The sequence below is a fragment of the Ureibacillus xyleni genome (assembly GCF_900217795.1).
Taxonomy (GTDB): domain Bacteria; phylum Bacillota; class Bacilli; order Bacillales_A; family Planococcaceae; genus Ureibacillus; species Ureibacillus xyleni.
This window is the reverse complement of the sequence record NZ_OBMQ01000018.1, coordinates 49,849-62,111: the sequence shown is the minus strand read 5'-3', so window position 1 is coordinate 62,111 and position 12,263 is coordinate 49,849. Positions and strand designations below refer to the sequence as shown.

Here is a 12,263-nt window from a genome sequence, read left to right as displayed (position 1 = left end):
TTAAGAATGTCTCTGCTACCTTCGCTAAATTACATCATATGCTTTAATAATCCAATGTAATTGAGAAATCCAAACGAATGCAGAGAATTAGCACGTTTAATAAAAGGAAAAACGCTACATCCTAACGTAGACTTCCTAATCACAACAAATCAACTCGTCTATGCACAAGCTGAAGATGAAGGCCTGATTGAAAAAATTGAACAGTTCGGTGCCCGTTTTAGCACAGATATTTGTTTATGTATGTTAAATGAAAGCATGTTCCCTGAAAGCACGAAAACTGTTATGACAAATTCCGGGAAATTTGCCCACTACGGACCTGGACTTATCAATAAAGGTGTTTACTTTGGTTCAATGGAAGATTGCGTTCACTCAGCAGTATTAGGTGAGCCAACCATTCAAAAGCCTCATTGGTTAGCAAGTGGTGTAACGACTTCTAACGGAATCTGAGGTCCTTATAAATAGTATAACCCCCCATTGATACTATATAAGAACGAGACAGATTCTATTGAAATGGTCTGTCTCCTTTTTTATTAGTAATTTCACCAAAACTTCCCTCGTTTAAAAATCCATGATTAAAGAATAATATAAATACACTGATAGCAATTATCAGTGATTACTCAGAAGAAGAAGGAGGCAATTTATTATGGCAAGCAACAGCAGTAACAACAACAAGTTATTAGTACAAGGTGCCGAAACTGCTTTGGATCAAATGAAGTATGAAATTGCATCTGAATTTGGAGTACAACTTGGTGCAGAAGCATCCTCTCGCGCAAACGGTTCAGTTGGTGGCGAAATTACAAAACGCCTTGTTTCAATGGCCGAAAGTCAATTAAGAGGTCGTAATTCACAATAAAAAATATAGTGACAAATATAAAAAGCCGACGCGATTTGCCTCGGCTTTTTATATTGAAACGATACATATATTCCAATCAAATACTTACCCCAATTACTACCATTATTATTCCAACTTTACCTTGCAGCGTGTAAAAGTAAAAATAGAAAATAGGTCTTTACAATTTCCATTAAATAGAATAAATTTAAATTGACATTCGTGTTAGTCAAAAAATTTAAAGGAGAATTAATTTTGTCACCTCGAAATTCAGAACAAAATGAACAAATTCGCAATGAAAGAATACATCAAATTTTATATGCTGCTGTAGGTGTTTACGTTGAAAAAGGCTATAAAGGAACCGAAATGGGAGAAATTGCAGAAAAGGCCGGGATTGCAAGAGGACTCATATACTACTATTTCAAAAATAAAAAGATTTTTTTTCGCGAGTTTTTTAAATTTTTCATGGAAATGGCAGCTGATTCGATCCAATCAAGATTAGCAGAGGATATTGAAGCATTAGAAAAACTGAAAATGAACACACGATTTTATCTAGAAATGGCTCTTAATCAGCCGACTTTCCTAAAGTTCTATGTGAAGTTGGAGCAGGATTTAGAGCTCGTATTTGAAGAGGATACACCAGGAGTCCGAAGTGAATATTACAAACATGCGAAACAACCTTTAGTTGATGTATTTAAACAGGCAATGTATGAAGGTAAAATCAAACAAAGTGATCCGAAAGTCATCGTTAACGTTTATATGGGCGCCCTAACCGGTACGCTTGATTTGTTTGCTGATGGAAGAATACCTAAAGAAGCATCTGAACAGGCGACGGAACAGATTATTAATCTGATATTTACCGGTATTCAAAATAAAGAAAGGTGAGGTTAATGGATAGCCGAATTTTTTATCATGTAACCTGTGGCAGCTGTAAAAATACATTCCGACTTTACGAGGATACAAGTGACTACCTACGTTATAAAAAAAGTAACTTTCGCTTTTTTACTTGTGAGGATTGCCAGCATAAAATCCGTTATGAAGCAATAAGGAAATTTATAAAATAAAGGAGGACGGTTATGATCGAGAAAAAGTCCGCTTTACTTGTGATTGATATGCAGTTGGGACCAATATGGAACACGTATAAACAAGAGGAAGTGTTTAAGGTTGTGCAAAAAATGATCGCAAAAGCTGAAGCTGATGGTGTTCATATTTTTTATATTCAATTTGAGGATCTTGACATGTTGAAAAAAGGTACACCGTTTTGGCAATTTGCACCTGGTATTGCACCACGCGAGCAGGACGTTATCATACAAAAACAAGCTGCAGATTCCTTTTATCAGACGAAACTCCACGAAGAATTACAAAAACAGTGCATTACGGATCTATCCATCGTTGGCGTTCGAACTGAGTACTGCATCGATACGACTTGTCGCTCTGCATTGTCTTTAGGTTACCAGGTGACTTTAATTGAGGACGGCCATACGACAGTAGATGATGTGCTACGAGCTGAACAAATTATTAAACATCATAATGTGAATTTAAGTAAATTGTCTACGCCAGATGCTAAAATACGAGTAATTCCTTTATCTGAGCACATTTATTAAGACCCGTCATTAATGAGTACAATTTACTCGTGCGCTATTCTTGAGTAAGTGGCGCTCTTTTTTCATTTTGACCATACTATATTTACCAATTATGAAATACCACGCTTTATTATTACATTTTTTGTAATACCTCACTATTCCCCTTTAAGTAAACCTTCTTTAGTCAAAAGACGATCTCATTTATATAGTGTATTATTGTATGGAAAAAGGAGGTTCGTTCTGATGAGGATATTCATTTTAGGTGGAACTGGACGAGTTGGAAGCCAAATCGTCACTCACGCCCTTCAAGACAGACACCATGTTACGGTACTCGTTCGCACACCAGAGAAGATACAAATAAAAGATAATAATTTAACGATAATACAAGGCAATGTTTTAAATAAAGACGATATCAACTACACAATGCAGGGGATGGATGTCGTAATAAGTGCGTTAAATACGGATGGGACAACCACTTTATCTGAAAGTATGCCACACCTTATCAAAGCGACGGAAAACGAAGGGATAAAACGAATAATAACTATCGGAACTGCAGGGATCCTACAAAGCAGAACCAATCCAAACTTATTGCGATATCAAACAAGTGAATCGAAGCAAAAAATTACCCGTGCTGCAGAGGAACATCATAAAGTTTACGAGATGCTCAAACAATCCACACTTGAATGGACGATTGTCTGTCCGACGTATTTACCGGATGGAGAACGTTTATGTACATATCGTGTAGAACGTGATTTTTTGCCAGTGGATGGCGTTAAGATAAACGTACCGGATACAGCAGCGTTTACATATAAGCAGGTTACAAGCACCCAGTATATAAAATCACGTGTTGGGATCGCCTACTAATAATTTTAGTATTTATTCTACTTTTTGATTAAGAAGAGATTTAACTTTAATGGCCCCACAAAAACAGAACCGTCCTCATGTGCATTTCGTCAATACTAGCTGAGGTGGTAGAGAATGTCGATAAAAGGGATTAATCATTTATTATTTTCAGTGTCTAATTTAGAAATCTCGATTCAGTTTTATGAAAATGTATTGGATGCTAAGTTGCTAGTGAAAGGGAGAAATACAGCCTATTTTGATTTGAATGGGCTATGGCTCGCACTTAATGTAGAGAAAGATATACCCCGTAATGAGATCCATCAATCCTATACCCATATAGCATTTTCAATTGAAGAAGAACAGTTTGATGAAATGTACAAAAAGTTGAAAAAGTTAAATGTAAACATCTTATCAAGTCGTAAAAGAGACGAAAGAGATAAAAAATCCATTTATTTTACAGATCCAGATGGTCATAAATTTGAATTCCATACAGGGACGTTACAAGATCGATTGGATTATTATAAACAAGAGAAACCACATATGGAGTTTTTTGACTAGAGATATTGTTTCTTCAACCATTCCATTGCCGTAATGTGCAAATGTTATTTTGGAGGGGTGTTAATGATATTAGTAAGTTCTTGTTTAGCAGGATTCGAGGTAAGATATAACGGCACACATTGTTTAAATCATCAAATTATGAAACTAATAGAAGAGAAAAAGGCAATACCCGTATGCCCCGAAATCCTTGGTGGCTTTTCGACTCCTAGAGAACCTGCAGAAATCATAGGTGGTAACGGTGAAGACGTATTAGATGGAAAAGCGAAAGTAATCGAAAAATCAGGTAGAGACGTTACAGAATTATACATCAAGGGAGCTTATATGGCGCTAAACAAAGCGATTGATGTTCACGCAACAATCGTTGTACTGAAGGAGTATAGCCCGTCTTGCGGAAGTTCAATGATTTTTAATGGCGAATTTAAAGATAAGAAAATTGCTGGGAATGGCGTTACAGCTGCTTTATTAAAAAGAAATGGGATACAAGTACTTTCAGAAAAACAGTTTGCGGATCATTTATATAGATAATTTCTTCAGTTAAGAGGCGCGTTTCATTAGGAAATGCGCCTTCTTTTATTGATGAGACCCTTTGCAAATGCCCTTTCAACTGGATTTTCCATTTTCTATAATACCCTACTATTACATCTTTATATTACATTTTTTGTAATACCCCTATTATTACATCTCCATATTACATTTTTTGTAATACCCCCACCCTAGCGATTTTCTTTAAATTTTCAATATTTGCAAAAATATGATGAAAAATAACATCATATGATGTCATTTTTCACATTTTTCATAGGAAATATGGAGAATTTAGCGTTAAAAAGTTGGCATATTTTTTGCTCTTATAAAAATGACTAACGGAAACTGAATATTTTGTCTAAATTTCTTCAATGATCAAGGTACAACTTTTCAACTATGAATCTACAGAAATTTGCTGCTAAGACAAAATGCCGTTAATAAAAAAGATATCTGCTTGTACAAAATCTCACACAAAGGAGGAAGGAAGAATGAGCCAAGGGAAAGTCGTTGGATTTATTCATAGTGGCATCACAGTAAAAGATTTAGAGATATCTTTAGACTTTTATGTCAACAAATTAGGATTCGAATTGTTATCAAAACAAGTTTCCAAGCAAGAGTATATTTCGAGAATCGTCAATTTCAACGATTTAGAAGAAGTAAAAATTGCTTTCCTTCAAATACCAGGTGGAAGCCAAATTGAATTGTTGGAGTATGTTGGAGTTGAACGACTTCCTGGAAATGTACGACCTTGCGATTATGGTTCTGGCCATATTTGTATACAAGTCGAAGGAATCGAATATCTATACGAACATCTGAAGGAACAAGGCGTTCAATTCCGTTCTCCTCAAATAGTCGACATTACAGCAGGTGCAAATAAAGGCTCAAAAGCAATTTATATGTATGATCCAGACTATTACATTATTGAGCTCATGCAAAAATCCACGCTTTAATGAAAGCGAATTCAAGGAGGAATGTTTGTGCAAAGTCTTCAAGGTAAAAAAGCCATCTTAACTGGTGGTGCACAAGGGTTAGGTTTAGCTTTAGTACGTGGTTTATGTAAGAACGGTGTGGAAGTTTGCATCATTGATTATTCTGACCAAGTTCACACGACAGTAAAAGACTTAGAAAATATGGGATACATTGCCTCTGCCGTTCAAGCAGATTTATCCCAACTAAAGAATATCCCTGAAATCTTCCATCAAGCATTAGAAAACCTAAATGGAGAGGTGGATATTCTTGTCAACAATGCAGGAATACATAAACCGATGCCTGCAACGGAACTTCCTATTGCCGATTTTCAAAAAATCATTGATGTCAATGTGACTGCCATTTTTGAATTAAGCCGTCTCTCCTATGCGGAAATGAAGAAAAAAGGCAGAGGGAAGATTGTAAACATTGCTTCTGTTCTTTCGGTACAAGGTGGCTATAATGCGTCAGCGTATTCTGCAAGTAAAGGTGCAGTTAGTCAACTTACAAAATCTTTATCGAATGAATGGGCAAAAGATGGGGTCAATGTGAACGCGATCGCACCAGGATATTATACAACTGCTTTAAATCAATTTATTTTTGATGATCCTGAAAGAAGTCGCTCCCTACTAGATAGAATCCCGGCCGGACGATTTGGTGACCCAGAAGAATTAGCAGGTGCTCTACTATTTTTATCTTCAGATCTATCAAACTATGTAAATGGCATTCTCCTTCCAGTAGATGGAGGATTTTTAGGAAGATAAATTAGGAGGTTGAACAATATGCCCTACGTAAAAATGAAGTTAGTTGAAGGCAGAACATTGGATATGAAAAGAATGTTAGTTGAAGAAGTAACCACAGCAATTACAAATGTATTAGGTGTTTCAAAAGATGACGTTCGCATTGAATTAATTGAATTGAATAAGGAGCTCTTTAGTATTGGTGGTCAATTGGTTACGGATAAACGCCAAGCTAAAGGGGGGGAATAGACAACAATGGATTTACATCTAGAAAAGAAGAATGTTTTAATTACAGGCGGATCAAAAGGGATTGGATTAGAAATTGCCAAACGATTCGTTGAGGAAAAAGCAAATGTTTCGATTGTTGGTCGAGATATTGAATACCTAAACAAAGCAAAAGATCTTTTGGGGAATATCACCATCTACCAATCAGATATTACGAACCATTATGAACGCTCAGGCTTAATTGATAAGTACTTGTTAGATCATGGACATATCGACATTCTTGTCAATAATGCTGGGGGTAGTAATGGTGGCGAAATACTCGAAACTCCAATGGAAAAATTTTATGAGGCCTTTGAGTTAAATTATTTTTCAGTTGTCGACCTTTCGAAACAAGTCATTAAAAGTATGAAAAAGCAAAAGTCTGGAAGCATACTGAACATTTCTTCTATTTACGGAAGAGAAAGTGGAGGAAAAGTGACGTATAACAACTCAAAAGCTGCCTTAATTAGTTTTACCAAAGCCTTATCGTCAGAAGTCATCCAGTACGGGATACGTGTCAACAGTATCGCCCCTGGAAGCATCATCCATGAAAGCAGTATTTGGGAAAAGTTAAGCCAAGAAAAACAAATGGAAATTGAAACTTTCTTAGATACCCAAATACCAGCAAAGCGCTTTGGTACACCAGAAGAAATTGCCAATGTAGCAGTATTTTTAGCATCCGATCAAGCTTCATGGATTGTAGGCGCTACGATCAATGTCGATGGTGGTCAATCAAAAATGAATTTCTAAAAAACGGAGGAAACTTATATGAAGAAAAACCTAAAGAAAATCGTGTTCTCATTAATGGCTTTATCATTAATCTTCCTAGCTGCATGTTCATCTGACAACTCAGGTGAAGCGGATGCCACTGGAGGTTCGGGTTCAAGTGGCGACAAACTAACAATTAAAATGGCCAATCAAGTAGATGCCAACAACTTCTTAAACTTAGGCTATGAACACTTCAAGAAAACAATTGAAGAAAAAACAGATAATGTAGCAGTCGAAATCTATAACGGTGGTACGCTAGCAACTTCAGATGAATCAGTAGTAGATTTACTGAAAAACGGTACAATCCAACTTTCTACATCATCTGCATATGGTATTGCCAATTCTCTTGATATTAAAGCATTTAACCTATTCGATGTACCTTTCTTATTCGATAGCCGTGATCAATATTATGAATTCTTAAATGGCGAGTATGGTGATTTACTGAAGAAAGAAGTATCAGAAAAATCAAACCTTTATCTTTTAGGCTTTATTGACTTAGGATACTACAGCCTTTTAAACGGTAAAAAAGCAGTTGAAGAGCCAAGCGACTTATCAGGTTTAAAAATTCGTAGTTCTTCAGCAGACCTACATTTAAGTGCATTAAAAGCAATGCAAGCAAATCCAACTCCAATGGCTTATAGTGAAGTATTTACAGGGTTACAACAAGGAACAATCGATGGTGTATCCACAACAACTCCTTTAATTTATGGCGACCGTTTCTATGAAGTAAATAAATATTTCACAGCAACAAACCACGTTTTATTATTACACGGAATTCTTGTAGACAAAAAGCTTTATGACGGATTAGACGAAGCAACAAAAACAGCTTTAGATGAATCCATTGCTTCTTACGTGGAAGAAGCGAAAAAATTAGTAACTGACGCTGAGTCAAAAGCAATCCAAGGGTTCAAAGATGCAGGTGTTGAAGTTGTGGAATTATCTGAAGAACAACGCGAAATCTTTAAAGAAGCAACAAATAAAGTTGCCGAAGAAAACATGGATGCAATCGGTCAAGAAAACTACGATTTAGCAATTAAACTACTAAGCGAAATGAAATAGTACTAGTTTTTGAGCTAACTTAATGTGGAGCAGCAGGGACGATTTTTAAAATCGTTTCCTGTTGTTTTTCCCAATCAATCTTACATCACGCCACATCCCCTAGGAGGTATTTTCTATGGCAAAAATCACAAAACGACCGATAGAAGCTTACGCATGTTTTGCCATTCTCATAGTAATGACTGTAGTTATGTTTGCAGGGGTTATTTGGAGATATGTTTTTAATTCTTCATTAGTTTGGGCAGAAGAATTAGCAAGATATTTATTTGTTTGGTTTGTATTTATAAGTGCAAGTTATGCGGTGATTTCTAAGGCACATATTCGAGTAGAAGCTTTAAATGGGCTAATCCCGTTAAAAATTCGCCCATATATTAACCTTATTGGTAGTGTTGTCTGGTTATTATTCAGTCTTTATATTGCGTATTTAGGTTTTCAATATTCATTTGATTTATGGAGTCAAAATACAAATTCAGCAGCTTTAAAATTACCGATGGGCCTTATTTATATGGGGATTCCCCTTGGTTATCTTTTAATGGCCATTCGTGTAGTTGTTGTGGAAATTTATCAAACACTTGCTAGTAGAAAAGAAGGTGAGGCATAGTGGGCAGTACTCTATTAATATTAACTTTAGTTTTTGTCGTTTGTTTGATTATCAACGTTCCGATTGCCATTTCCCTAGCAATCGCCGCATTAACAGTTGTCTTAATTGAAGGAACTATACCTGTCTCCTTTCTTATCCAAGCTACGTTCACATCGAATGACTCATTTGCCTTACTAGCCGTTCCATTCTTTATTCTAGCCGGTGAATTAATGAGTACGGGTGGGATTTCAAAGAGATTAATTGATTTCTTTAGATCGTTAGTTGGATCTTGGACAGGCAGTTTAGGATTAATCACGATCCTTGCAAGTTTAATTTTCGCAGCCATCTCTGGTTCAGGTGCTGCAACCGTGGCGAGTATCGGTGGGATTATGATTCCTCACATGCTTAAAGGCGGATACAAAGCGCCATACGCAGCTGCCTTATCTGCGAGTGCAGGAGCTTTAGGACCAATCATTCCACCAAGTCTTGTGTTCATTTTCTACGGAATTATGGCTGGCGTATCCATTAGTGACATGTTTATCGCTGGGATTGTCCCAGGGTTATTAATTGCCGTGACGTTAATCATTATTAACTACATTGTTTGTAAAAAAGAAGGCATTGTAGACGTTCAATCTGCAGAAGACAAGAAAAGCTTCTGGAAAGCACTGAATGAAGCAAAGTTTGCTTTATTAACTCCCGTGATTATTTTAGGTGGGATTTACGGTGGGATTGTGACACCAACAGAAGCAGCAGTACTTGCCGTAGTGTACAGCTTAATTGTAAGTTTATTTATCTATAAAGAATTAAAATTCAGTGATTTAATGGATGTATTTTTACGAACAACGATTACATCTGGTACCGTAATGATTTTCGTTGGAACAGCTACGTTCTTTGGACGAGTGTTAACACTTGAACAAATTCCGCAATTTGTTGCGAATTCCATTTCTGAACTCACAACGAGCCCAATCATGGTTTTACTGTTAATTAACTTGTTCTTACTCGTTGTAGGGATGTTCATTGAAACAGTTGCCGCAATTTTAATTTTCATTCCAATCCTTTTACCAATCGTCATTCCATTAGGTATTGACCCATTACATTTCGGTATGGTTGTATGTTTCAACTTAACGATTGGATTATTAACACCGCCATTAGGATTAAACCTATTTATCGGTGCCAAAGTAGCCAATGTAAAATTTGAATCCACATTTAAATACTTAACGCCGATGTTAATCGCATTGTTAATCCTACTAGGCATTATCACATATGTACCTGAGATTACACTGTTCTTACCTGAATTATTAGCGAAATAATAGAGGAGTGAATCCATTGATAACTGGACACTGGCATACAGCTTTTACAGTAAGCGATATCGAAAAATCGGTTAAATTTTATACAGAGCTATTAAACTTTGAGATCGTTCATAGACAAAGGCAATCGAATGAATATACACGCAAATTTGTTGGCTATGAAGATGCGGATTTAGAGGCAGTGATGTTAAAAATTAAGGATGACCCTATCGTTGGTGTTTCCGGTCATTTATTAGAATTAAACCAATATTATCGTCCGAAAAGTGAAAAATTGGAAGTTCAAACAAAGAATATCGGTGCAGCTCACTTAGCACTCGTAACGGATGATATCCATACGACCTATGAATTTTTAAAAGAACATGGGGTGACGTTTAAATCGAGCCCCGTTTCGATTCAAGAAGGTCGCAATAAAGGCGGCTACACGTGTTACTTTTTAGACCCCGACAATATCACATTAGAGCTTTTCCAACCCCCTATTTATAAATAAAAGGCAGAAGCATTCAGTTGCTTCTGCCCCTTTTTTATTTCGCTTTTTCTGTCCCTTCAATATTATACTTTTGCAATTTCCTTACTAACGTCGATTGATCAATTTTTAAAGCAACCGCAGCTTTTCGAATACTAGGGTAATTTTTAATCACATCCCGGATTAGCTCTTCTTCAAACGATTCTACTTGTTCCTTCAAGGAAGTTTGAACATTCGAAACCTCTTTCGTATCACTAACCAATGGGATATTACTCATATTAAGCTCTTTATGTAAGTCTTCAATCGTAACGACCGAACTTCGGCTCATTAGTACAACTCGTTCTACTATGTTTTGTAGTTCCCTTACATTTCCAGGCCAATTATAATTAACAAAACGATCTAATACTTCTCGAGAAAAGCTTTTATTTAACCCGTATTTTACATTTAAACCATGGATAAAGTGGTAAATTAACGGAATGATATCATCTTTTCGTTGTTCTAGTGGCGGAATTTCAATCGGTACAATATTTAAGCGATAATATAAATCCTCTCTAAATGTACCGTTTTCAATCATTTCAAGTAAATTTTTATTCGTTGCGGCCACAACCCGAACATCTACTTGAATTGGCTTTTTCCCACCGATTCGAACTACTTCTCTTTCTTGAAGTATTCGTAGTAACTTTACTTGTAATTGCAGCGGCATTTCCCCGATTTCATCTAAAAAAATCGTTCCTTTATCCGCCACTTCAAAGAGGCCGGCTTTCCCACTTTTAACAGCACCCGTAAAGGAACCAGACTCATATCCAAATAATTCTGACTCTAATAAAGACTCTGGGATTGCGCCACAATTAATTTTAATAAGTGGACCGTCTTTACGAATGCTATATCGATGAATTAAATCTAAAATCTTTTCTTTCCCTACCCCTGAAGGACCTTGGATGAGTACACCTGAATCAATTTGTGCAATTCTCAGTGCCCTATCTAAGACCTCTTTCATTTGAGAGGAATGGGCAATGATTGAGTATTTTGGATCTTTATTTTGTTTTAATTGTTGTAACTCTTCACTAATTTTTTTGTTTTCAATTTCTAATTCATGAATTTCAACTTCAAGTTTACTCAATTGCGTTAAATCACGGACATTATTCACGATTTTTGTGATTTCCCCTTGTTTATTGGTGATTGGCACTGCAGTAACTAGAACATTCCTACCAGTCTCAATTTTCTGACTTATTGTGACAGAGCGTTTTTCTTTAATGGCTTTTAAAGAAGCAGAAATGTCAATGACCCCGATATCCACTAATTCTTGTAAACTTTTACCTATACAAAATTCCGTTGAAAGTCCCGTAATCCGTTCATAAGCAGGATTTTGGTATAAAATGATCCCTTCCGCATCCGCAATAACAATCCCATCAAAAGATGAATTAATCACTTCTTCTAATTCTTCTGCAAATTCTTCTTTTAAACTATTATCAATTGGTAAGATGAAAATCGTGTAATGGTTAGGGTTTTCTTGTGAAATGATGACATTGACTTCGATTGATGCATTTATGAAACAAAAATAATAATACCCCTGATTGATGTGATTCTTAATTTCATCAAGTAAATCGCTGTATTCCTCTGCAGTTTGATTACATCTTGTTCGTTCTTTTTCCTTGTCCCACTCTACAACTCCGATTAACTTCACTTGTTCGACAAACATTGTATACCCCCCTTATCGAAAATGATGTAATACAACATCATTATTTAAATAATACATCATTTTTTTATATAAAACGCGAAAATAT

At 36.0% G+C, this 12,263-nt stretch carries 16 protein-coding genes; 15 read left to right on the top strand and 1 reads right to left on the bottom strand.

What is annotated here, in order from left to right:
- Positions 1-60 precede the first annotated feature (60 nt).
- The 15 genes from CRO00_RS18595 to CRO00_RS18520 all read left to right on the top strand — a co-directional run bounded on the left by CRO00_RS18595 (position 61) and on the right by CRO00_RS18520 (position 10,503).
- Positions 61-447 (top strand): aconitase X, encoded by a 387-nt coding sequence (locus tag CRO00_RS18595; RefSeq protein ID WP_097075176.1) that lies wholly within the window; start codon positions 61-63, stop codon positions 445-447.
- Between the two features lie 196 nt (positions 448-643).
- Entirely contained in the window at positions 644-853 is a 210-nt protein-coding gene (locus tag CRO00_RS18590; protein ID WP_097075175.1) for an alpha/beta-type small acid-soluble spore protein, read from the top strand.
- A gap of 231 nt (positions 854-1,084) precedes the next feature.
- Entirely contained in the window at positions 1,085-1,714 is a 630-nt protein-coding gene (locus CRO00_RS18585) for a TetR/AcrR family transcriptional regulator (protein ID WP_161946745.1), read from the top strand.
- 191 nt (positions 1,715-1,905) lie between these two features.
- On the top strand, positions 1,906-2,433 hold the full coding sequence (locus tag CRO00_RS18575; RefSeq protein WP_097075172.1) for an isochorismatase family protein: 528 nt from the start codon (positions 1,906-1,908) through the stop codon (positions 2,431-2,433).
- A 222-nt stretch (positions 2,434-2,655) separates the two neighbouring features.
- A complete protein-coding gene (locus CRO00_RS18570; protein ID WP_097075171.1) occupies positions 2,656-3,276 on the top strand; it encodes an NAD(P)-dependent oxidoreductase in 621 nt (206 codons plus the stop codon).
- Between the two features lie 114 nt (positions 3,277-3,390).
- On the top strand, positions 3,391-3,813 hold the full coding sequence (gene fosM, locus CRO00_RS18565) for a FosM family fosfomycin resistance protein (protein ID WP_097075170.1): 423 nt from the start codon (positions 3,391-3,393) through the stop codon (positions 3,811-3,813).
- Positions 3,814-3,876: 63 nt separating this feature from the next.
- Entirely contained in the window at positions 3,877-4,338 is a 462-nt protein-coding gene (locus CRO00_RS18560; RefSeq protein WP_097075169.1) for a 2-thiouracil desulfurase family protein, read from the top strand.
- A 485-nt stretch (positions 4,339-4,823) separates the two neighbouring features.
- Positions 4,824-5,285, top strand: coding sequence for a VOC family protein (locus CRO00_RS18555; protein ID WP_161946744.1), 462 nt, complete (start codon positions 4,824-4,826; stop codon positions 5,283-5,285).
- Positions 5,286-5,312: 27 nt separating this feature from the next.
- A complete protein-coding gene (locus CRO00_RS18550; RefSeq protein ID WP_097075167.1) occupies positions 5,313-6,065 on the top strand; it encodes an SDR family NAD(P)-dependent oxidoreductase in 753 nt (250 codons plus the stop codon).
- A 9-nt stretch (positions 6,066-6,074) separates the two neighbouring features.
- Positions 6,075-6,290, top strand: a complete 216-nt coding sequence (locus tag CRO00_RS18545) for a 2-hydroxymuconate tautomerase (RefSeq protein ID WP_337189427.1) — start codon at positions 6,075-6,077, stop codon at positions 6,288-6,290.
- A 6-nt stretch (positions 6,291-6,296) separates the two neighbouring features.
- Positions 6,297-7,055 (top strand): SDR family NAD(P)-dependent oxidoreductase, encoded by a 759-nt coding sequence (locus CRO00_RS18540; RefSeq protein ID WP_097075165.1) that lies wholly within the window; start codon positions 6,297-6,299, stop codon positions 7,053-7,055.
- An 18-nt stretch (positions 7,056-7,073) separates the two neighbouring features.
- Positions 7,074-8,132: a TRAP transporter substrate-binding protein gene (locus CRO00_RS18535; protein ID WP_097075164.1), complete on the top strand. Its 1,059-nt coding sequence runs from the start codon at positions 7,074-7,076 to the stop codon at positions 8,130-8,132.
- A 115-nt stretch (positions 8,133-8,247) separates the two neighbouring features.
- The gene (locus CRO00_RS18530) at positions 8,248-8,730 is read left to right on the top strand and encodes a TRAP transporter small permease (RefSeq protein WP_097075163.1); all 483 of its coding nucleotides are present in this window, start codon (positions 8,248-8,250) and stop codon (positions 8,728-8,730) included.
- A complete protein-coding gene (locus tag CRO00_RS18525; protein WP_097075162.1) occupies positions 8,730-10,019 on the top strand; it encodes a TRAP transporter large permease in 1,290 nt (429 codons plus the stop codon). The genes CRO00_RS18530 and CRO00_RS18525 overlap by 1 nt, the downstream gene beginning before the upstream one ends.
- A 16-nt stretch (positions 10,020-10,035) precedes the next feature.
- Complete coding sequence (locus CRO00_RS18520) at positions 10,036-10,503, top strand: VOC family protein (protein WP_161946743.1); 468 nt, start codon at positions 10,036-10,038, stop codon at positions 10,501-10,503.
- A 34-nt stretch (positions 10,504-10,537) separates the two neighbouring features.
- Here the strand turns inward: CRO00_RS18520 and CRO00_RS18515 are convergent, their stop codons facing one another.
- On the bottom strand, positions 10,538-12,178 hold the full coding sequence (locus CRO00_RS18515) for a sigma-54 interaction domain-containing protein (protein ID WP_097075160.1): 1,641 nt from the start codon (positions 12,176-12,178) through the stop codon (positions 10,538-10,540).
- Positions 12,179-12,263 lie beyond the last annotated feature (85 nt).

Excerpts from the sequence above, each read along its gene's own strand:
- CRO00_RS18590 (WP_097075175.1), top strand. The coding sequence starts at position 644 with ATGGCAAGCAACAGCAGTAACAACAACAAGTTATTAGTACAAGGTGCC.
- CRO00_RS18575 (WP_097075172.1), top strand. The coding sequence starts at position 1,906 with ATGATCGAGAAAAAGTCCGCTTTACTTGTGATTGATATGCAGTTGGGA.
- CRO00_RS18570 (WP_097075171.1), top strand. The coding sequence starts at position 2,656 with ATGAGGATATTCATTTTAGGTGGAACTGGACGAGTTGGAAGCCAAATC.
- fosM (WP_097075170.1), top strand. The coding sequence starts at position 3,391 with ATGTCGATAAAAGGGATTAATCATTTATTATTTTCAGTGTCTAATTTA.
- CRO00_RS18560 (WP_097075169.1), top strand. The coding sequence starts at position 3,877 with ATGATATTAGTAAGTTCTTGTTTAGCAGGATTCGAGGTAAGATATAAC.
- CRO00_RS18555 (WP_161946744.1), top strand. The coding sequence starts at position 4,824 with ATGAGCCAAGGGAAAGTCGTTGGATTTATTCATAGTGGCATCACAGTA.
- CRO00_RS18540 (WP_097075165.1), top strand. The coding sequence starts at position 6,297 with ATGGATTTACATCTAGAAAAGAAGAATGTTTTAATTACAGGCGGATCA.
- CRO00_RS18535 (WP_097075164.1), top strand. The coding sequence starts at position 7,074 with ATGAAGAAAAACCTAAAGAAAATCGTGTTCTCATTAATGGCTTTATCA.
- CRO00_RS18530 (WP_097075163.1), top strand. The coding sequence starts at position 8,248 with ATGGCAAAAATCACAAAACGACCGATAGAAGCTTACGCATGTTTTGCC.
- CRO00_RS18515 (WP_097075160.1), bottom strand. The coding sequence starts at position 12,178 with ATGTTTGTCGAACAAGTGAAGTTAATCGGAGTTGTAGAGTGGGACAAG.